Origin of the sequence: Rhodoferax sp., from assembly GCF_034520025.1 — a bacterium.
GTDB lineage: Bacteria > Pseudomonadota > Gammaproteobacteria > Burkholderiales > Burkholderiaceae_C > Allorhodoferax.
On sequence record NZ_JAXHNZ010000001.1, the window covers coordinates 442,562 to 462,689 of the forward strand.

The 20,128-nt window shown below is 61.6% G+C and carries 26 protein-coding genes; 16 read left to right on the forward strand and 10 right to left on the reverse strand.

Translation table 11 applies throughout. The features are described from left to right. Positions 1–15: 15 nt before the first annotated feature. The 7 genes from U5L73_RS02095 to U5L73_RS02125 all read right to left on the reverse strand — a co-directional run bounded on the left by U5L73_RS02095 (position 16) and on the right by U5L73_RS02125 (position 8,236). Positions 16–756 (reverse strand): SDR family oxidoreductase, encoded by a 741-nt coding sequence (locus U5L73_RS02095; RefSeq protein WP_322560801.1) that lies wholly within the window; start codon positions 754–756, stop codon positions 16–18. Positions 757–767: 11 nt separating this feature from the next. Further along, positions 768–1,811 (reverse strand): ABC transporter ATP-binding protein, encoded by a 1,044-nt coding sequence (locus U5L73_RS02100; protein WP_322560802.1) that lies wholly within the window; start codon positions 1,809–1,811, stop codon positions 768–770. 25 nt (positions 1,812–1,836) lie between these two features. Then, positions 1,837–2,667 (reverse strand): carbohydrate ABC transporter permease, encoded by an 831-nt coding sequence (locus tag U5L73_RS02105; RefSeq protein WP_322560803.1) that lies wholly within the window; start codon positions 2,665–2,667, stop codon positions 1,837–1,839. Positions 2,668–2,674: 7 nt separating this feature from the next. Then, on the reverse strand, positions 2,675–3,535 hold the full coding sequence (locus U5L73_RS02110; protein ID WP_322560804.1) for a sugar ABC transporter permease: 861 nt from the start codon (positions 3,533–3,535) through the stop codon (positions 2,675–2,677). Positions 3,536–3,654: 119 nt separating this feature from the next. Next, positions 3,655–4,959: a sugar ABC transporter substrate-binding protein gene (locus U5L73_RS02115; protein WP_322560805.1), complete on the reverse strand. Its 1,305-nt coding sequence runs from the start codon at positions 4,957–4,959 to the stop codon at positions 3,655–3,657. Between the two features lie 368 nt (positions 4,960–5,327). Then, entirely contained in the window at positions 5,328–6,218 is an 891-nt protein-coding gene (locus U5L73_RS02120; protein WP_322560806.1) for a DMT family transporter, read from the reverse strand. Between the two features lie 86 nt (positions 6,219–6,304). Further along, a complete protein-coding gene (locus U5L73_RS02125; RefSeq protein ID WP_322560807.1) occupies positions 6,305–8,236 on the reverse strand; it encodes a 3'-5' exonuclease in 1,932 nt (643 codons plus the stop codon). Positions 8,237–8,331: 95 nt separating this feature from the next. Between U5L73_RS02125 and U5L73_RS02130 the strand changes: the two genes are divergently transcribed. From U5L73_RS02130 to U5L73_RS02170, 9 genes are all read left to right on the forward strand, one after another. Continuing rightward, positions 8,332–8,553: a hypothetical protein gene (locus U5L73_RS02130; RefSeq protein ID WP_322560808.1), complete on the forward strand. Its 222-nt coding sequence runs from the start codon at positions 8,332–8,334 to the stop codon at positions 8,551–8,553. Positions 8,554–8,557: 4 nt separating this feature from the next. Next, positions 8,558–8,821 (forward strand): hypothetical protein, encoded by a 264-nt coding sequence (locus tag U5L73_RS02135; protein ID WP_322560809.1) that lies wholly within the window; start codon positions 8,558–8,560, stop codon positions 8,819–8,821. Between the two features lie 113 nt (positions 8,822–8,934). Further along, positions 8,935–9,336 (forward strand): hypothetical protein, encoded by a 402-nt coding sequence (locus tag U5L73_RS02140; RefSeq protein ID WP_322560810.1) that lies wholly within the window; start codon positions 8,935–8,937, stop codon positions 9,334–9,336. A gap of 93 nt (positions 9,337–9,429) precedes the next feature. Then, entirely contained in the window at positions 9,430–9,750 is a 321-nt protein-coding gene (locus U5L73_RS02145; RefSeq protein WP_322560811.1) for a hypothetical protein, read from the forward strand. An 86-nt stretch (positions 9,751–9,836) separates the two neighbouring features. Next, positions 9,837–10,919, forward strand: coding sequence for a hypothetical protein (locus U5L73_RS02150; protein WP_322560812.1), 1,083 nt, complete (start codon positions 9,837–9,839; stop codon positions 10,917–10,919). A 26-nt stretch (positions 10,920–10,945) separates the two neighbouring features. After that, the gene (locus tag U5L73_RS02155) at positions 10,946–12,358 is read left to right on the forward strand and encodes a copper oxidase (RefSeq protein ID WP_322560813.1); all 1,413 of its coding nucleotides are present in this window, start codon (positions 10,946–10,948) and stop codon (positions 12,356–12,358) included. A 33-nt stretch (positions 12,359–12,391) separates the two neighbouring features. Further along, positions 12,392–12,874, forward strand: coding sequence for a cupredoxin family protein (locus tag U5L73_RS02160; RefSeq protein ID WP_322560814.1), 483 nt, complete (start codon positions 12,392–12,394; stop codon positions 12,872–12,874). Next, positions 12,871–13,329: a DUF411 domain-containing protein gene (locus U5L73_RS02165; RefSeq protein WP_416221253.1), complete on the forward strand. Its 459-nt coding sequence runs from the start codon at positions 12,871–12,873 to the stop codon at positions 13,327–13,329. The genes U5L73_RS02160 and U5L73_RS02165 overlap by 4 nt, the downstream gene beginning before the upstream one ends. A gap of 12 nt (positions 13,330–13,341) precedes the next feature. Beyond that, positions 13,342–13,668: a copper-binding protein gene (locus U5L73_RS02170; protein ID WP_322560815.1), complete on the forward strand. Its 327-nt coding sequence runs from the start codon at positions 13,342–13,344 to the stop codon at positions 13,666–13,668. Here U5L73_RS02170 and U5L73_RS02175 read toward each other — a convergent pair. Then, positions 13,665–14,285, reverse strand: a complete 621-nt coding sequence (locus U5L73_RS02175) for a DUF599 family protein (RefSeq protein ID WP_322560816.1) — start codon at positions 14,283–14,285, stop codon at positions 13,665–13,667. The two genes, U5L73_RS02170 and U5L73_RS02175, sit on opposite strands and share 4 nt — an antisense overlap. A 3-nt stretch (positions 14,286–14,288) precedes the next feature. Further along, a complete protein-coding gene (locus U5L73_RS02180; RefSeq protein ID WP_322560817.1) occupies positions 14,289–15,179 on the reverse strand; it encodes an MBL fold metallo-hydrolase in 891 nt (296 codons plus the stop codon). A gap of 109 nt (positions 15,180–15,288) precedes the next feature. Between U5L73_RS02180 and U5L73_RS02185 the strand changes: the two genes are divergently transcribed. Genes U5L73_RS02185 through U5L73_RS02200 form a run of 4 tightly spaced genes read left to right on the forward strand, consistent with a single transcriptional unit; the run spans position 15,289 to position 16,928 of the window. Beyond that, positions 15,289–15,630 carry a metalloregulator ArsR/SmtB family transcription factor gene (locus U5L73_RS02185; protein ID WP_322560818.1) on the forward strand — a complete coding sequence of 114 codons (342 nt, stop codon included), beginning with the start codon at positions 15,289–15,291 and terminating at the stop codon, positions 15,628–15,630. A gap of 29 nt (positions 15,631–15,659) precedes the next feature. After that, positions 15,660–16,091 (forward strand): YeeE/YedE family protein, encoded by a 432-nt coding sequence (locus U5L73_RS02190; RefSeq protein WP_322560819.1) that lies wholly within the window; start codon positions 15,660–15,662, stop codon positions 16,089–16,091. 29 nt (positions 16,092–16,120) lie between these two features. Then, entirely contained in the window at positions 16,121–16,573 is a 453-nt protein-coding gene (locus U5L73_RS02195; protein WP_322560820.1) for a YeeE/YedE family protein, read from the forward strand. 7 nt (positions 16,574–16,580) lie between these two features. Beyond that, positions 16,581–16,928, forward strand: coding sequence for a TIGR01244 family sulfur transferase (locus tag U5L73_RS02200; RefSeq protein ID WP_322560821.1), 348 nt, complete (start codon positions 16,581–16,583; stop codon positions 16,926–16,928). Positions 16,929–17,042: 114 nt separating this feature from the next. On the opposite strand, the gene U5L73_RS02205 is transcribed toward U5L73_RS02200, so the two are convergent. Continuing rightward, positions 17,043–17,573: an Rrf2 family transcriptional regulator gene (locus U5L73_RS02205; protein ID WP_322560822.1), complete on the reverse strand. Its 531-nt coding sequence runs from the start codon at positions 17,571–17,573 to the stop codon at positions 17,043–17,045. A gap of 132 nt (positions 17,574–17,705) precedes the next feature. Between U5L73_RS02205 and nhaR the strand changes: the two genes are divergently transcribed. The 3 genes from nhaR to U5L73_RS02220 all read left to right on the forward strand — a co-directional run bounded on the left by nhaR (position 17,706) and on the right by U5L73_RS02220 (position 20,040). Next, a complete protein-coding gene (gene nhaR / locus U5L73_RS02210) occupies positions 17,706–18,599 on the forward strand; it encodes a transcriptional activator NhaR (protein WP_322560823.1) in 894 nt (297 codons plus the stop codon). A gap of 64 nt (positions 18,600–18,663) precedes the next feature. After that, positions 18,664–19,131, forward strand: a complete 468-nt coding sequence (locus U5L73_RS02215; protein ID WP_322560824.1) for a CopD family protein — start codon at positions 18,664–18,666, stop codon at positions 19,129–19,131. A gap of 21 nt (positions 19,132–19,152) precedes the next feature. Next, positions 19,153–20,040: a MipA/OmpV family protein gene (locus U5L73_RS02220; protein ID WP_322560825.1), complete on the forward strand. Its 888-nt coding sequence runs from the start codon at positions 19,153–19,155 to the stop codon at positions 20,038–20,040. Positions 20,041–20,128 lie beyond the last annotated feature (88 nt).

The window sequence follows — 20,128 nt, forward strand, 5'->3', positions numbered from 1 at the left end:
ACGCTTAGAGATCGCTTAGAGATCAAACTGGGTGGGCATCATCACCACGTCGCGAATGGTCATGCCGCGCGGGCGGGTGAGCATAAAAATCACCACGTCCGCGACCTCCGCAGCCTCCAGCAAAGTGCCTTTAGCTTTGGCTTCTGCCAACTTGTCCGCAGGCCAGTCGGCCAGCAAAGAGGTGATCACCGGCCCCGGCGAGATGGAACCGACACGCAGGCCATGTTTGAACACCTGGCGGCGCACGGTTTGCACAAAGCAGTCGATAGCCCACTTGGAAGACGCATACACCGGCTCCCAGGGGGTGGGAAAGTGCGCGGCCAGTGAACTGGTCACGATGATGTCGCCCGAGCCCCGCGCGATCATGTGGGGCAGCACGTTGTGCACGTTCTTCATCACCACATTGACGTTCAGGTTCAGCATGCGGTCGATGGCGTCTGGGTCGTTGTCGACCAGGTCGCCGCCCACATACAAACCGGCGTTGGCGTGGAACACATCCAAGCGCCCTTCAAGTGCCAGCACCCGGGTGAGCAAGCTGGCGCATTGTTCGCGGTCCAGCAGGTCCAGCACCAGCGGCACAGCTTGCGACCCGAGGGTGGCGCAGGCTTTGTCCAAGGCGGTGCTATCACGGTCAACCAGCACCACGCGGGCACCGGCTTGAATCATGGCGTTTGCGCTCGCAAAGCCGATTCCGGATGCAGCACCGGTAACAGCCGCCACCTGGCCCTCTAGGGGGCGCAATGGGTTCGATGTCATCGCTGCATCCATCACAGTGCGCCGGCGGCCACGACACGGCCGTTGGCATCAAACAGGTGCGCCGCATCGGCATCGATGTGCACGCCTACATCCGCGCCCACATGCAGCTCGGTGCGGGTGTTCAGGCGGGCCACCAATGGAGCCCCACTCTGGGTGGTCACGTAGATCAAGGTCTCGGCGCCCAGGGCTTCAATCAGCTCCACCTTGGCTTGCTCAGCGCCCTGCCCCGCCGGCACCAGCGTGATGCTCTCGGGCCGCAAGCCAATCGAGCCCAGCGCGGGCACCTGCACACCCGCCACAGTAGTCACCGAGGGCAACTTGGCGGCTTCGACCACGTTCATTTGTGGGGTACCAATGAACTGGGCCACAAACTGGTTGGCCGGGCGGTCATAGAGCTCCAGCGGCGTGCCGACTTGCTCGATATTGCCGTCGCGCAGCACCACCACGCGGTCGGCCAGGGTCATGGCCTCCACCTGGTCGTGCGTCACGTAAATGGTGGTCGCGCCCAAGTCGCGGTGCAGCTTGGCAATCTCGATACGGGTCTGGCCGCGCAGCGCTGCATCGAGGTTGGAGAGCGGCTCGTCAAACAAAAACACCTTGGGCGCCCGCACGATGGCGCGGCCAATGGCCACGCGCTGGCGCTGACCACCCGACAACTCTTTGGGCGTGCGCTCCAGGTAGTTGGTCAGGTTCAAAATTTTGGCCGCACGGTCCACCTTGTCTTTGATGACGGCAGGGTCCACATTGGCGAGCTTCAAAGCAAAGCTCATGTTCTCGAACACGCTCATGTGCGGGTAGAGGGCATAGCTTTGGAACACCATCGCCAAGTCGCGCTTGCTGGAGGGCTGGTGGGTGATGTCGCGGCCGTCGAGCTGCAGGCTGCCGCCGTCAATGGTTTCCAGACCGGCGATCAAGCGCAAGAGCGTGGACTTGCCGCAGCCGGACGGGCCCACAAACACCACAAATTCACCCTGCTTGATAGCCAGGTCAATGCCCTTGATGACACGATGTTCGCCGAACAGCTTTTCAACGCCGCTGAGTTGGAGGTAAGACATGAAAAAGGTCTCCTGAATTTATTTGTTACTTCACGGCACCGAAGGTCAGGCCTTGGACCAATTGCTTCTGGCTGAACCAGCCAAAAACCACAATGGGGCCGATAGCCATAAAAGACGCAGCGGACAACTTGGCCCAGAACAGGCCCTCCGGGCTGGAGTAGCTGGCAATCAGCGTGGCCAGCGTGCCGGCCTTGGCGGCGCTCAGGTTGAGCGACCAGAAGGCTTCGTTCCAGCTCAGCACAAGGGTGAGCAGACCGGTGGAGGCCAGACCGCCCATGGTGAGCGGCAGCAGCACGTAGCGGAACTCACTCCAGAGCGTGGCGCCGTCCATGCGGGAGGCTTCCAGAATCTCGTTCGGAATCTCCTTCAGGTACGAGTACAGCATCCACACCATGATGGGCAGGTTGGACAGCGTGAACACAATCACCAGGCCGGTGCGGGTGTCCAACAGGCCACTGGTTTGCGCCATCACATACACCGGCACCAGGGCACCCACGGCGGGCATCATCTTGGTAGAGAGCATCCACATCAGGATGTCCTTGGTGTACTTGCCCTTAAAGAAGGCCATGGCGTACGCCGCAGGAAAGGCCAGCAACAAACCCAGAATGGTGGACGCCACGCTGGTGATCAGGGAGTTGGTGGCATAGAGCATGTAGTCGCTACGCTCCTGCACAACATGGAAGTTCTCCAAGGTCGGCGTAAAGAGCACCAGCGGCGGTACCGAGATCGCTTGCAACTCCGTCTTGAACGCGGTCAGGACTAGCCAACCCAAGGGAAAGAACAAGAGCAAGGTGACCAACCAGGCCACCACCGTGCGCAACCAATGCAGCCAGGGAAAAGATTTTGCGTGTGTCATCTGCAGCTCACTTGTCGAGGTTCTTGCCGACCATGCGGATCAGGAAGATGGCGGCGATATTGGCCAGCACCACGGCGAACAGGGCGCCTGCGGAAGCCACACCGGCATCGAAGTTCAGCAGCGCTTGCTTGAAGATCAGGAAGGCTACGTTGGTGCTTGCATCACCCGGGCCACCACCGGTGGTCGTGTAGATCTCGGCAAACACGCTGAGCAGGAAGATCATTTCAATCATCACCACCACTGCCACCGAGCGGGCCATGTGAGGCAGGTACAGGTAGCGCAGTTGCTGCAAGTAGTTGGCGCCATCCATGCGCGAGGCCTCCAGCTGCTCGCGGTTCATACTCTGGAGCGAGGTGATGAAAATCAGCGTCGCAAACGGCAGCCATTGCCACGACACGATGATGATCACACTGAGTAGCGGGAAGTCGGTCAACCAGTCCACCGGCGTGCCGCCAAAGAACAACCACACCTGAGCCAGCACCCCGTAAATCGGGTTCATCATCATGTGCTTCCACAGCAAAGCGTTCACGGTGGGCATGACGAAGAACGGCGAGATCAACAAGATCCGCACGAGGCCGCGGCCGGGGAACGGATCGTCAATCAACAGTGCAATCAGGCCGCCCAACACCACGGTGATCAGGATCACGCTGCCCAGCAGCAGCAAGGTGTTGAGCACCGCCGTGCCGAACGAGGGGTCGGTCACGAAGTATTCAAAGTTCTCCAAACCAATGAAGCCGGACTGGTCGGGCTGCATCAGGTTGTAACGGATGACCGAGAAATAAATGGTCATCACCAGAGGCACGATCATCCACAAAAAGAGGGTGATCACTGCCGGCGCCATGAGTGCGCGGGGGATAAATCGGTTCATGAGGAGGTCTCTCAGTGAGAGTAGCCGGACCGCACCGCAGTGGGCCATGGCAAATAACGTGACATAAAAGGGCGCGCAAGTTGCCTTGCGCGCCTGAAGTCAACCTACCGGAGAGATGCTTACTTGTAGTAGCCGGCCTTCTTCATTTCGCGCTCTGCCGCGACTTGAGAAGCCTTCAGGGCTGCGTCTACCGATTTCTTACCGGCCAGTGCGGCACTCATTTCCTGGCCCACAGTCGCGCCGATGGCCTGGAACTCAGGAATCGCTGCAAACTGCACACCGACATACGGGCTCTTGGGCAAAGTGCTGTCGTTCGGGTTGGCCGAGTCGATCGCTGCCTTTTCTGCCGCAGCAAACTTGGCAGCCTTGGTGAACTCGGGGTTGGCATAGGTGCTCTTGCGAGTACCGGTAGGCACTTGAGCCCAGCCATTGGTCTTGGCAACCAACTCGATGTATTCCTTGGAAGTGGCCCAGGTCACGAACTTGGTAGCCGCGTCCACTTTCTTGGAACCGGCGGGGATCGCCAGTGCCCATGCCCACAACCAGTTGGCACCCTTGGGGGTTACCGCGGTCGGTGCTTGTGCAAATGCCACCTTGTCAGCCACCTTGGACTGCTTGGGGTCGGTGATGAAGGACGCTGCAATGGTGGCGTCGATCCACATACCGCACTTACCTTCGTTGTACAGCGCCAGGATTTCGTTAAAGCTGTTGGCAGAAGAGCCGGGAGGGCCGTAGTTCTTCAGTAGATCGACGTAGAAGTTGATGGAGTCCTTCCAGGGCTTGCTTTCCAACTGGGGCTTCCAGCTGGTGTCGAACCATTGGCCGCCGTTGGTGTTCACCAAGGTGGTCAAGAACGCCATGTTGTCACCCCAGCCCGGCTTGCCGCGCAGGCAGATGCCGTACACGCCGTTCTTGGGGTCATGGATCTTGGCAGCCAGGGCCTTGATGTCAGTCCAAGTGGGCTTGTCTGCCACCTTGATGCCAGCCTTGTCCGCCAGGTCCTTGCGGTACATCAGCATCGAGGATTCGCCGTAGAAAGGCACCGCAAACATCTTGCCGTCCACCGACAAACCATTGCGCATGGCGGGCAGAAGGTCGTCGGCGTCGTACTTGGCATCGGTCTTCAGTTCTTGCAGCCAGCCCTTTTTGCCCCAGATCGGGGTTTCGTACATGCCAATGGTCATCACGTCGAACTGGCCGCCCTTGGTGGCGATGTCAGTGGTCACGCGCTGGCGCAACACGCCTTCTTCCAGGGTCACCCACTTCAGCTTGATATCGGGGTTGGCCTGCTCGAAGTTCTTGCTGAGCTTTTGCATTTCGACCATGTGGCCGTTGTTCACAGTCGCGACGACCAATTCTGTTTGCGCAAACGCAGCACTGGCTACCAAGCCGAAGGCCAAAGCTAAGGACGCTTTGAGTTTCATGAAACTGTCTCCTGTTGTTGATGTCGGGGGTTCAGCCAATGCCTAGCGTGCATCGACAGGGCTGAATAGTAGAAGTTGGCCCTGAGGGTGGTTGATACTCTGGGCACAAATAGCAGTATTTTGATGCAGCCACTGACTAGGGTTTTCCCACATAGATGCGATAACGTATTGGTTTGGTGAAATTTTTGCGAACTTCGGGCAGAGAAGCCCGGCACCCACCGTGACGCGTTTCACGGGGTACAGCCCCACCATTAGCGCGCTGCCACTCGCCGGTGCCAGCCTTGACCGGACCTACGCGAAAAAGCAATAAAATCGGCTCCTGGCGCCCTTTTTCATTGCGCAGACCGCTATAAAACCAATAGCAAAAATCACTTCCGTGCCAGCCATACGCCAAACACGGTGAGCCCCATGCCCGCCAGTGCCAAGCCGGTCAGCGTCTCACCAAACAAGGCCCAGGCCACCAGCGCCGTGCAGGGCGGCACCAAATAGAACAAGCTGGCCACATTGACGGCCGTGCCACTGCGGATCAGCACATTGAGCAGCGTGACCGCCCCCAAGGACAAGACCAGTACCAGCCAGACCAGCGCAAACACAAACGACCCGGTCCATTCAATGTGCATGGTCTCCGTGGCAGCGGCGGCCAAGCCCGTCAACACCAGGCTGGGAATGAACTGAATGAGCGAGCCTGTGCGCAAATCGAACGAGGGGCAATAGCGCTTCTGGTACAGCGTGCCGGCTGTGATGGCCAGCAAGGCCACAGCCACTGGGAACAACAAGGTCCAGAGCGTAGCCAGCCCCGCCCCGGCGGCCACCTTGTGCGCCACCACCAGCGCCACGCCCGCAAAGCCAGCTGCCAGGCCGGCCCACTGCGTGGCCCGCACTTTTTCTCGCAACAACCAGCCGGCGCCCAGCGCGGTGAGCAAGGGCTGCAGCCCCACCACAATGGCCGCCACACCGGCGGGCAGCCCATGGCCGATGGCGATGAACACACCGCCCAGGTACACCGCATGCACCAGCACGCCGGTGACCGCAATGTGCCCGCACTCGCCCAAAGTGGCCGGCCAGGGCGCACGCGTGCGCCACACCACCAGGCCCATGAGCACCAGCACGGCGGCGTAACGCACGGCCAGAAAGGTGAGCGGCTCCGCATACGGCAAACCGAACTTGGCCCCAATGAAACCAGTGCTCCATAAGGCTACAAACAAGAGCGGGTAGATGGCAGCCCAGGGAGCGGGAGAAGGGGTGGAGCGCGAAGTCATGCTCCGATCTTAAAGCCCCATTGCGAGCCAAATTGGCATCTATCCCATATGAAATATGCGCCAGCAGCTCACAAATCAATAGCAAACTAGTGACTAAAGGGCTTTAAGTAAGAGGACTCTGAGCCTGGGGCGTGCCCCATCACCAGCAGCTCTTTGGCGCGGGATGCAGCCACATAAAACAGGTTGCGCTCGTCTTGGCTCGTGTTGTCAAAGGTCTTTTTGTTGCAGTCCGGGATGAACACGATCCGGAACTCCAAGCCCTTGGCATCCTCGATGGTGGAGAGCCTGAGCTGGCGGTGTGCTGCACTGGGCTTTCTGAGCGTGTGGTCAAACATGTTCATGGCGCCCAGAAAGGCATCAATCGAGCTGTACTGAAGCGCCACCTTGCCCATGCTGTCCAGCGCATAGCGCACCTCTTCCAGCTCGGCCTCCGACACATAGATCTTCTGGCCGATGCGGTTGAAATCCAGTGCAGCGATGAAGTCCTTGATTTTCGACGCGTCGTTAGTGGCCGCGATCTCCACGGCCGCGTGGATGGAATGCTGGGTTGCCTGGTCGGCCGCGCCCAGCAAATCCGGAAATACAAACTGCCTGAAATTGTCTTCAGTGGCCGACTGTATGACCGTGTCCGTCGCGTCCTGGGCGTCCAGCACGGAGAGGTTGGAGCCCAATAATTCCCACACGGCTTGCTTCGCCTCCAGGAGCGCAGGCGCAATGAATTTGCTCGGGTGGTCGACCGCGATCGCCAAGAGCATCCGCACAAATGCAATCTCCGGGCGCTGAAGGAAAGGCCGGAAGCCCACGGTCTGGTAGGTCATCCCTTTCAACAACAATTCATGCTCAATCCCGACCGAGGCGCCCGGATGCCGGAGCAAGACCACCAGGTCATCACCCAAGGTGTCAGGGGCGACCTTGTGCTGCTGAATGAGCTGCGTGACCAGATCCGCATTGGCCTTCGGACCATCGGCCACGCGGACTTGGACGTTGGAGGCGTGGGCCGGATCGGCGTTGTACTTTTTGTGCGCAAACATCCCCAACGGCCCGGCGATAGCGGTCCCGAACCGGCGTGTCACCGACAGCGGGAACAAGGCCACCTCGCCCAGTTCCCGGCTGAGGCCGGGCCCCAGAAAATACGAGTCGGCCCCGTTCTTCGCATGGATGACCTGATCCCTGTCGCCCACGCCCAGAAACGTGGCTCCCGGATTGCACTCCAGCAAAGCGCGGATGACGGTGAAGATCGCCCAACCACAATCGTGCATTTCATCGAGCACGATAGCCTCGATCCCCAAGCTGAGGGGGTGCCTGTCCCACGACCACGGTGCGTTTTCTGACAACAGCCACCGCGCCATGTCGTAGGTCGCGTCGCCGGGATACCGGAATTGGACTCTCTCCCCTTCCGGGTTGGCGAACCCGGTTCGGTGCCGCTCGTAGTGGAGAAACACAGCCAACGGGGTGTAGTCCATGCCCAATTCGGCAGCCACCGCAGGGGTGCACCTGAAATCCTCCCCATAGCGGGGCACGGCCAAGGTGCCTTTGAGCACCGCAAACGCCTCTAGCAAGTGCTCCACCGACAGCGCGCCGGTGCCTTGAATTGCGAAGTCGTTGGCAAACCGCTCTTGCGACGCCTCCCGGGCACGCTGGACCGCCTGCAGCACATAGGGGCGGACCTGTGCGGCCCGCTCCAAGGTTTTGACCGGGGGTACCGGCGTCGCGTCTTGCACCGTTGCCTCGACCCGTTTGAGGCGGGTGGCACACAACGCATCAACCGTTCCCACACGCACTTTGGACGACACCGCGTCGGGCATACCGATGCGGTAGAACGCCTCGGTATAGGCGCGCACCCCTGGAGTGCTGTAGGCCAACGCCACAATCTTGGCAGGGTCCACCCCGCGCTCCACCAGTTTTTGGATACGCATGGCCGCCGTTGTGGTCTTTGCCGAACCGGCGTTGGCTTCAATGAGGATGCGTGGTGCGACTGCGTTGATGATGTCAATCTGCTCTTTACTCGGAACTAACAAAATCCAACTCCCTTGATGTGCCGCAGCATCGCCAAATGGTAGCGCCATGCAGCCCGTCGGAACGCGCTACAGTCCTGCCCATCCGCAGGACACGCATGAACTGGTTTACCGCCCTTACCGACCGCCTCTTTCGCCCCAAACCCCGCACCGCCGAGCAGCGTGCGCGCGACCTGCTGCGCGCCGTGGATGCGGGCGGCGTGCCGCTCAATGTGGCAGTGGTGAACCACATTGCCCGGGAACTGGGTCTGGATGTGTCGCGCAAGGCGCGCATGCCCGAGACGATTGAGCGCATACGCAAAGTCATGGCGGGGCGCTAAAACCATGCTCAAACTCGGATTCAACTTTCTGGTGGTGGTGTTGCTGGTGTTGGTGGTGGTGTTCACCTGGCGCACCAAGCGGCGTGAGAAGTGGGAGCGCGCCGGCCAGTGCTACAGCTGCGGCGCGGTGCCCCAAACCACAGACAAACATGGCCGTATCTGCAACGACTGTGTACAGACCCGCACGATCCAGCGCTGGCTGGGCGGCTTTATGGCCTTGGTGATTGCAGCGATTGCTACTTGGGTGCACTGGCAAGGCGGCGCCTGATTGCTCCTGTTTTCATAGCTACCTGCGCAATCTTCACAAGGGCTACAGGCTGATTTGGCACTCCACGCAACCACCGATGGAACTTCGGGGGCCTGCGGCGTATCATCCATACCATGCGTGTTGTCCTCCTCATTCTGTTGATCGCCTTGGCGCCTCTGCGCGGCATGGCCAATGAGCTGATGGCGACCCGCATGGCCGCTGCGCTGACGGCCAGCATGGCAACAAACGCACACCAAGGCACACCGGCTGCTGCGCCAGTAGGTGGCCATCACTGCGACGACATGGCCACCGCAGCAGAGGCGGCATCCACACACCCCGCCAACGCGCCCGCCACCATGGCATCGCACGATGGCTGTGAAAACTGCGCCCTGTGCCAAATGTGTGCGGCTACCGCCCTGCCGGCTGATTTGCAAGTCGCGCTGCCGGTATTCGGCCCGCAGATGCCCGTGCCGGCGCAGGCTGACCGCTTTGCCAGCGCCGCTGCGGCCTTGGCCCAAAAACCGCCCATTTCCTGATTCCAAGGCCCGTAGTGGGTCTGTAGTCCGCCCACCGGTTGCAGCGCGCAGCCTGCGGGCGGGGTGTTTTCACCTTGAATCAGGAAATCAACCATGTTCTCTCTCCGTTCGCTGCGGCGGGCCGCCTGCGTGACCGGCTTGGGCGCCGCCCTTGTGCTGGTAGCCCAGGCGCAGGCCCAGCCCGCAGCACCCGCCCTGACTGAGCCTGCACGCACGCTGCAAGCCAGTGACGCCGCCAGCCCCGTGCCCGCGCTGCCCTACCGCTCGGTGTTTGCCGACCTGCCCAGGGGCGTGGAAGAGGGCAGCGGCGATTGGAAGGCCGCCAACAAAGCGGTCAGCCAGTTTCCGCGTGGCCATATCGACCTGCTGCAGTGGGAAAAAGCCCGCGCCGCCAAACCGAAGGAGCAGCCATGAGCCGCATCCACCTGCCGCTGCGCGCACTCCCTTTGGCCCTGGCGTTGCTATTTACCTAAGCCCACGCCGCCCCGCTGGATGGCGGCGTGCAAGGCCTGCAAGCCGAGGTTCAAACCCGGCTCAGCAGTTTGCTGGGGCCCGCTGCAGCACCCCTGCGCATTGCCACCCCGACCTATACAGGCGCGAACGAGCTGACCAAGCTCCTCCAAGCCCCCGTCGACGGGCCTGCGGCCATGCGCATCGCGCTGCTCAACAGCCCGGAGCTGCAAATGACGCTGGGGGCGGAGGGCAGCAACATCACCGACATGCAAAGTCCCGCCTTCCCGGCCCGGCTGCGCGCCCGCGACGAGGCCAGCCGCCTGGGCCTGCGCGCCTACAAAGCCTGGGTGAACGCGGTGGCCGCCGAACGCAATGCACAGCTGCTGCGCGAGACCAAGACCATCGCCGAGACAGCTGACGAACTCACCCGCCGCATGGTGCGCGCCGGTAATGTGAGCCGCCTCACCCAAGCCCAAAGCCAGGCCACGCTGTCTGAGACGGGCATGGCCTTGGCACGCGGTGAGCAGGCGGCATTTGCTGCGCGCGAGCAGCTCATTCGCGTGTTGGGCCTGTGGGGTGCGCAAACCCAGTTCACATTGGCTGGTGTGCTGCCCACATTGCCCGCAAGCCCCACGGATACCATCGATCTGGAAGCTCGCGCAGTGGCGGCCCGCAGCGGTCTGCAAGCGGAACGCCTCGTCTTGCAACGCAAACAGGCCAGTGCCGCGCCGGCCAGCATTGACGACCACTGGGACGCCCTGGGCGACGCCGCCAAAGTGCGCGCGCAAGCAGCGCTTGTGCGCAGCGAGGCGCGCGAGGCGGCCTTCAACCTGCGCACCCAGTGGGACATTGCCCACCACCTCCAAACTGAGGTGCTGCCGCTGCGCCAGTTCATCCACGAGGAGCTGACCCTGCGCTACAACGGCATGCTGACCAGCGTGTTTGAGGTGATGGCCGACAGCCGTACCCGCACGCTCAGCAGACTGACCGCCGCGGAAGCGCTGCGCGATTACTGGCTGGCGTTTGCCGATGTGCAGGCCGTGCTGGCCGGCGTGTCACCCGAAGGCAGCGCCCCCGCCCGCACCGGCACCGGTGCCGCAGCCGGCGCCGATGCCAAGCCCGCGCATTGAGCGCGCACTCCCATTCAAGGATCTGTATGAACCGACGTAACTTCTTTAGCGGTGCCGCAGCCACTGCCATGGGCGCAGTGGCGGCCGCCTCGGTCAGCCGCGTGGCGATGGCCGCCCTGCCTGAGCCGGTGCTGCAAAACTCGCCCGCCACCATGCCGCCGCTGGTGCCCGGCACCGGCCGGCCCTACAACCCGGTGGTCACTCTCAATGGCTGGACTTGCCCATGGCGCATGAACCAGGGTGTGAAGGAATTCCACCTGGTAGCTGAACCGGTCGTGCGCGAGATGGCGCCCGGCTTCAAGGCCAACATGTGGGGCTACAACGGCCAGAGCCCCGGCCCCACCATCGAAGTGGTGGAAGGCGACCGGGTGCGGGTGTTTGTGACCAACAAGTTGCCCGAGCACACCAGCGTGCACTGGCACGGCCAGCGCCTGCCCAATGGCATGGACGGTGTGTCTGGCCTGAACCAAGCGCCCATTCCGGTGGGCAAGACCTTTGTGTACGAGTTTGTGGCGCGCCGGCCCGGCACCTTCATGTACCACCCGCACGCGGACGAGATGACGCAAATGGCCATGGGCATGATGGGCTTCTGGGTCACGCACCCCAAGACCAAGCACCCGCTGATTTCCGAGGTGGACCGGGACTTCTGCCTCCTACTCAATGCCTACGACATTGACCCCGGCAGCATGACCCCCAAGATCATGACCATGCTGGACTTCAACCTTTGGAGCTGGAACAGCCGGGTCTTCCCCGGCATCGACACGCTCAACGTGCGCCACATGGACAAGGTGCGCATCCGGGTGGGCAACCTCACCATGACCAACCACCCTATCCACCTGCACGGCCACGAATTTATGGTGACCGGCAGCGACGGCAGCCCCTGGCCGCTGGCAGCACGCGTGCCTGAAATCACCACCGACATTGCGGTGGGGCAGATGCGGCAGTTTGAGTTTTTGGCCGACGAAGAAGGCGACTGGGCCTTCCATTGCCACAAGAGCCACCACACCATGAACGCCATGGGCCACAACGTACCGACCATGATCGGGGTGGACCACCGCGGGATGGTGGGTGCCCTACAAAAAGCCATGCCCGACTACATGGTGATGGGCGAGCGCGGCATGGCCGACATGGGCGAGATGGAAATGGCTATCCCCGACAACACCGCCCCCATGATGACCGGCAGTGGCCCCTATGGCGGGGTGGAAATGGGCGGCATGTTCAGCATCCTCAAGGTGCGCAAAGACCAGAAGGCCGGGGATTACAAAGACCCCGGCTGGTACCGGCAGCCCCCGGGAACCCAGGCCTTTGAATGGACCGGCGCCCTGCCCGAACCCGCACGCTTTCAAGCCGAGGGCAAAGGCAGCATGCCGCTGGCCCAGCCGCCCCACCATGACACCCAGGTCCAAGTACGCAAGCCCACGGGCCATATGAACCACTGAGCTTTTCTTTCAGACTCAACACCCATCAAGACCATGAAAAATACTATCAAATTCATAGCTTCTAGCGCAGTATTGGCAAGCGCCGGAGCCACATTTGCCGCCGGAAGTCACGCCGGAGGCCACGGCCACGGCACCGAGGCCATCGGCAAGCCCGGCGTCGCCGCCAAAGCGACCCGTACGGTGCAGATCGACATGACCGACAACATGCGCTTCACGCCCGATACCGTGACTGTGCGCCGGGGGGAGACGGTGCGTTTTGTCGTCAAGAACTCGGGGAAGCTCAAACACGAGTTCAACCTCGGTACCGAGAAAGACCTGAGGGAACACTACGAGATGATGAAGAAATTCCCCGAGATGGAGCATGACGAACCCAACATCGCCAGCGTGGAGCCCGGCCAGACTGGTGAGGTCATCTGGCAGTTCACCAAGGCGGGTACCGTGAACTTTGCCTGCCTGCACCCCGGCCACTACGAGGCCGGCATGAAAGGCGCTGTGAAAGTGGGAGCTGGCAAATGATGAACACACGCCGTAGCCTGCTTGTGTCCTTGGGCGCCCTGTTGGCCGCACCTGCGTGGTCCGCCAAGCCACCGGCAATACCGATGGAGGTCTGGAAAGACCCGAACTGTGGCTGCTGCAAAGACTGGGTGAAACACCTGGAGCAAGCGGGCTTTGCCGTGCGGGTGTACGACACCGGCAACGAGGCCAAGCGCGCAGCACTCGGCATGCCACAAACCCTGGGCTCGTGCCACACCGGCCTGGTGGGCGGCTATATCATTGAAGGCCATGTGCCCGCCAAAGACATTCAGCGCCTGCTGCGCGACAAGCCCAAGGCGCTGGGCTTGACAGTACCCGGCATGCCGATCGGTTCACCAGGCATGGATGGCGCGATTTACAAGGGCCGCAAAGACCCGTTTGATGTGCTGCTGGTGGCTGCCAATGGCAGCAGCACCGTGTTCCAAAGTTACCGCTGAAAAGACTGCACCATGAATCTCAATCGATATGCCCGACGCGTCGGTGTCGCTTTGGCCGCGCTGTCTTGCGCGACGTCTGTCTGGGCGCAAGCGACAGCGGGTCTGGCGCATGGCGAGATCCGAAAAATCGACAAGGCTGCGGCCAAGATCACCATCAAGCACGGGGACATTCCCTCCCTCGAGATGCCGCCCATGACCATGGTGTTCGGCGTCAAGGACGCGGCGTGGCTTGAGAGCGCCAAGGCGGGCGACAAAATCCGCTTCGATGTCGTCTTGGAGGGCGGTAGGTACATCGTCACCCGCTTCGAAGCCGCCCCGTACGAGGAGACTTTGCGTTAGGGGCTGCGGTCCGTTAAAAGCAGCGCCGCAGCCACCAGCACGGCCACGGCCACACCGGCCATGGGCCACACCAGGCCCGCCAGAAGAGGCGTAATCCACACTAGGCTGCGCAAGCCCACGCTGTAGAGCAGTCCGGCGCTACGCAGGTGGCGGCGCCCGGTGTCCATCCACTGGGTGCGAAAGGCGGAGCCCACCGGCATGGCGCACACAAAGCCGGTGTGGTGGTAATAGCGGATGGACAAGGTGGTGGTCACCAAGGTCAGCACGAGCAACAACATGACGGTGATCTCTCCGGCCAAGGCGGGGGTCAACACGGGGCTGCCGCCGCCTTCCGACAAGCTGCGCAGAGCCGGCGCCGCCAGCCCCAGCGCCCCCATGAGCCCGAGTGCCGCAGTGGACGCTGTCATGGTGGCGGTCATGACGGAGTTACGCAGGGTTTGCACCGCCAGTATTTCAGAGCCGGGCTGGGCGGACATGGCGTCCAGCCAATCCTGGCGCAACTGGCCGTGGGTACGCCAAGCAACGGTGCGTGCCAGGAGTGCGAGGTAGAGCATGTAGGCCACCATGATGGTGACCGTAGCGCACCACGCCCACCAAGCGGGTTGCAAGGTGGTCATGGCTTACAGCGCATTGAGCGGAATGCGCAAGTAGGACACGCCGTTGCTGTCAGCAGGTGGCAGGTCCCCCGCACGGATGTTGATTTGCACCGAGGGCAGGATCAAGGTGGGCATGGCCAGTCCGGCGTCGCGGGTGGTGCGCATCGCGACGAACTCCTGCTCGCTCACGCCATCGCGGATATGGATGTTAGCTGCACGTTGTTGGGCTACGGTGCTTTCCCATGCGGCCTCGCGGCCGGCGGGCGGATAGTCGTGGCACATGTAGAGGCGGGTGTCTTCGGGCATGGAGAGCAAGGTGCGCACGCTGCGGTACAGGGTGTTGGCATTGCCACCGGGAAAGTCGCAACGGGCGGTGCCCACATCGGGCATGAACAAGGTGTCACCCACAAACACGGCATCCGGCGCGCTGCCACCCTCCACTTTGAAGGCCATGCACGCGGGGGTGTGGCCGGGCACGGCCAAGGCCTGCGCGCTGAGTTCGCCAATGGCAAAGGTTTCGTCCGGCGCAAACAGATGATCGAACTGGCTACCGTCCGGGTGGAATTCGGGTTCCAGATTGAAGATGCCTTTGAACACGTTTTGCACATGGGTGATGGCGGCACCGATGGCAATGCGACCGCCCAGGTGCTTGCGCAGGTAGTGCGCGGCGGACAGGTGGTCGGCATGGGCATGGGTTTCCAGAATCCACTGCACGGTTAAGCCTTGCTCTTTGACAAATGCCATCAACATATCTGCCGAGGAGGTGCTGGTGCGGCCGGCTTTGGCGTCGTAGTCGAGCACCGAGTCCACGATGGCACATTGGCCGCCGGTGTGGTCATAGACCACATAGCTCACGGTCCAGGTGGCGGGGTCAAAAAAGGATTTGACTTGGGGGCTAGCAGTGGAAGCGGTCATCGAGAACTCCTTGTAAAGGTCGTTATTTCAATTGCGAAGTAAATAGTTTATTGACTTATATATTGTTTGTCAATAAACTATCGGTATTGAATGTGAAAGGAGCCTCCTCATGATGGCTGACACCGCAACTCCCGCCGCCGCTTTGGATCTGGAGCAACTGCGTCGCTCCGCAGACGCCGCCTGCCGGCTGATGAAAGTGATGTCCAACCCCGACCGCTTGCTGCTGCTGTGCCAGCTCAGCCAAGGGGAAAAGCGGGTGGGCGAACTCGAAGAACTGGTGGGCATTGCCCAGCCCACCCTATCGCAGCAGCTCGGCGTGTTGCGGGAAGAAGGCCTAGTCACCACCCGGCGCGAAGGCAAATCCATTTACTACGGCATTGACAGCCCACAGGCCATGGCGGTCATGGGCGTTCTCTACAACCAATTCTGCCAAGCCATCCGTGGCGAGTAAGCACTAACAACCACTTAGAAAGACACACCATGCAAATCGATTGGAACCATTTCACCCCCTGGGCCTCGCTGATCGGCGGCCTCTTGCTGGGGCTCTCTGCCAGCCTCTTCATTTTGGTGAACGGGCGCATTCTGGGCATCAGCGGCATCGTGGGCGGCCTGCTCACACCACGCGCAGGAGACACCTCGTGGCGGCTGGCGTTTGTGTTGGGCTTGGTGATCGCGCCCTCGGTTTACACCCTTTTTGCCGGACCGGTGCTGGCCACGGTAGACGCCGGCTGGGTCACCCTGATCGCCGCCGGCCTGCTGGTGGGCGTGGGCACCCGCTATGGCGCGGGCTGCACCAGCGGACACGGCGTATGCGGCTTGTCGCGCTTGTCCCCCCGCTCGCTGGTCGCCACCCTGTCCTTCATGGGCGCGGGTTTTGCCGTCGTGTTTGTGATTCGCCACTTGTTAGCCTGAGTTGAATTGTTGAATCTGGAGCCACTGATATGAAAAACACTTTCCATCCCCACCGTCTTGCTGAATTCGGCGTAGGCCTGCTATTCGGTATCGGCCTGATCCTCGCCGGCATGACAGACCCGTCCAAGGTCTTGGGCTTTTTGGACTTGGCGGGCTTGTGGGACCCCTCGCTGGCCTTCGTGATGGGCGGTGCGATTCTGGTGAGCCTGGGTGCGTTCACCTTGGCCAAGAAGCGCACCACCAGCCTTTTGGGTGGTGCCATGCGCTTGCCTACCAGCCGCGACATTGACAAACGCCTGGTCACAGGCAGCCTGCTGTTTGGCGCCGGCTGGGGTCTGGCAGGCTTTTGCCCCGGCCCTGCGCTCGTGTCTCTGGGCACCGGCAACCCTAAAGCCGTGGTGTTTGTGGTGGCCATGCTGGCGGGTATGGCGCTGTTTGAAGTGCTGGAACGCCGCCCCGCTACACTCGCGCTGAAAGGATGAACCCGCCATGAGCCTGCCCGTACGTTCCGTCACCCCCGAGTTTTATGTGGCCGCGCAATTGGCGCCCACCGACATGGCAGCCGCTGCTGCCATGGGCTTCAAAACCGTAATCTGCAACCGCCCCGACATGGAAGGCGGAGCCGAGCAACCCGCCAGCAGCAGCATGCAAGCGGCGGCCGTGGCCGCCGGCTTGCACTATGTGTACCTGCCCGTCGTGCCGGGCTCCATCACCCCCGAACAAGCGGTTGCCATGAAGCAAGCACTGGACGTTGCCCAGCAGCCGGTGCTGGCGTTTTGCCGCTCTGGCGCCCGCTCTACCCAGCTGTTCATGCTGGCGCAGCAAACCGCTGCCTGAACACTCCCCCCCTGTAAAGCGCAAAAGGGCCACCGGTCAGACCGGTAGCCCTTTTTTGCTATTGTTTTGGTAGCTTCTGGCGCACACGCTGTGTGCGCTGGCAGCAGTTTTTGCTTAGCGCCCGCTGTTGAACGACAGGGACTGGCCCAAGGCGAATACCGAATTCGGCGCCGTCGTGCGAATCACCGACTGGGGCTTGAGCTTTTGCAACACGCCCTTTTTGGTGATCTTGCGCTCTTTGACCGCAAAACCCTTGGAGCGCTGCTCGTCCGCCAAGCTGCGTAGGGTGATGGTGCGCATGTGCGCCACCACGGTGCCTTGCAGCGCAGCCCACAGGTCGCGGGTCATGTCTTGTGCGCTCTGCGAGGTCTCACGGCTGGACTCCTCTTTCTCTTCAATAGCGCCAATGATGTCAGCCACGGTGATGTTGTCACCCCGGAAGCCCAGGGAATAACCGCCACCGGGGCCACGGGTGCTCTCCACCAGACCGTGCTGGCGCAATTTGGCGAACACCTGCTCGAGATAAGACAGCGAAATGCGATGGCGCAGTGCGATGTCCTGCAAAGGCACCGGTTGACCACTTTCGCGCAGGGCCAAGTCAATCATGGCAGTGATGGCAAAACGTCCGCGGGTACTGAGTCGCATACAAGGTCTCCTTTGGTGAACGACTGATAGACCTGTAATGTAGAGATGGTTATGCTTCGCGTAAATTCGAATTTTGTAAATTTTTAATTCGTTTTTTTCGCAGTTTTTCGGTTTGTATCCAACAAGGCGACCATGAACTTCAAGCACCTTCACTACTTTTGGGTCACGGCCAAGGCCGGCGGCATCATGCGCGCAGGCGAACAACTGCACACCACGCCCCAAACGCTGTCGGGCCAGATCAAGCTGCTGGAAGAGTGGCTAGGCCGCAAACTCTTCCAGAAAAGCGGCCGCAACCTGGAGCTGACCGAAGACGGCCGCCTTGCCTTGGGCTACGCAGACCAAATTTTTTCGCTGGGTGCCGAGCTCGAAAACGCGGTGCGCCTACCTCGGGGCGCTCACAAGGTGCTCGACTTCAAGGTCGGCGTGGCGGACTCGGTCACCAAGTCCCTGGCCTACCGCCTGCTAGAGCCGGCCCTCAACCTCGAAGACCCGGTGCGCATGATTTGCAGCGAGGGCAAGTTCCCCGACCTGTTGGCCAAGCTCGCCTTGAACCAGCTCGACCTGGTGATTGCCGATGAACCCATGTCCAAGCGCATGAGTGTGAAAGCCTTTAACCACGAGCTAGGAAGCACCCCGATGAGCTTCTTTTGCGCACCGGCCTTGCGCAAGACGCTCAAAGGCGACTTCCCGGAGTGCCTGAACGACGCACCGATACTTATCCAGGGGGCACAAGCCTCGATCCGCCAGCAATGGGAGGGCTGGCTTAGTCGCCACCAGCTGCACCCGCGCACCATCGGGGAGTTTGACGACGGCGCGCTGATGAACGCGTTCGGGCGCAAGGGGCGCGGCATATTCATGGCCCCCTCGGTGATGGAAGCCGACATCATTGAGCAGTTCGGGGTGGAGGTGATCGGCCGCAGCGACGAGCTGGTGGAAGAGTTTTTTGCGGTGTCGGTGGAGCGACGTATCACCCACCCCTGCGTGGTCGCGATCACCAAAACCGCGCGGGGGCAATTGTTCAGTTAAGGCTTACAAAGCCTACGGGCGTAGACAATGCGCACCTGACCCCACCTCTTATGAAAGCCCCCTGATGTACGACCTGTCCAAACTCCTGCACCTGATTGCTGCCATCGTCTGGATGGGGGGCATGACCTTTATGCTGATCGCCCTGCGCCCTGCCACACTGGCGGTCATGGATGCGCAGCCCCGCGCCCGGTTGATGGACCAGGTCTGGCAACGGTTTTTCGCGGCGGTGCTGATCGCCATCGTTGTGCTGCTGGCAACCGGCGGCTATATGTTCGGGGGGGCCATGAAAGCTGCCCGCGAGGCGACCGGCAATGCTGTAGCGCCCTTGGGCTGGACCATCATGACCGCGCTGGGCAGTTTGATGTTTTTGATCTTCGGGCACATTTACTTTGCGGGCTTCAAGAAGTTCCGCCGCGCTGTCGCTGGCATGCAATGGCCTGTGGCCGCCAAAGCGGCGGAGCAGATTCACCTGTTGGTGGTGGTGAACTTTGTGCTCGGCTGGGCTGCTATTGCCGCCGTGAAGCTGCTGTAACTCACTTTTTACGGACTACCCATGCCCCATCAGCGCCCCACCCCCACATCAACCACGCTCAAACAGCGTGCAGCACCCTTACGCTCTGCCCTGTGCGCGGCCGCACTGCTCGCAACCACCTTGGGTGCTACACCGGCCCACGCCGACACCGCCAGCGAAGGCCTGCCGCTGTGGGAGTTGGGTATGTTTGCCGGCGCGGTATCCACCCCGGCCTACCCAGCGTCGGTGGAGCGCAGTGGCCTCGGGCTGGTGCTGCCGGTGCTGGTGTACCGCGGGGAAATCTTCCGGGCTGAGCGTGGCAGCGTAGGTGCCCGCCTGGTGCACACCGAGGACACCGAGTTCGACATCGGCTTTGCCGCCTCCCTGCCCGCCAGCTCCAACGATATTGCCGCCCGCAAGGGCATGCCCGACTTGGGTACGCTGGTGGAGTTCGGTCCCCGCCTCAAGACCGTGCTGGCCCGCCCTGACAGCCAGAGCCAAGTGCGCCTCGAGCTGCCTTTGCGCAGCGTGATCGAAGTCCAGGGCGGACTGCGCACCCAGGGCTTTGCGGCGGAGCCGGAGTTGATCTGGGAGACCCGTGCCCCCGGATCGGCGTGGCGCTTTTCAACCAGCGCCGGCCTGATCTTTGGGGATGCCCGGCTTAACCGCCACTTTTATGGAGTTCCGGCCGACCTGGCTACGGCCCAGCGCCCTGCCTATGACGCCCAAAGCGGGCTGATTGCCTCCCGGTTTTCTGTCAGCGCCTCCCGTGCGCTGGGGCCGGATTTACGCATCTTTGGCTTTGTGCGTGCCGAGAACTATGCCTCCAGCGCCAACATCGGCAGCCCACTGCACCAGCGCAGCACCGGTACGTCGGCAGGTATTGGCCTGAACTGGACGCTCAAGCGCTCTGCAGCCCGGACTTACTAATAACCAGTTTGCAGGGCTAAGACCCTGTGCTTAGACGTAATTGCACATAAACAAACAACGAACTATTCGTTGTAGTTTGCGCCCCGCG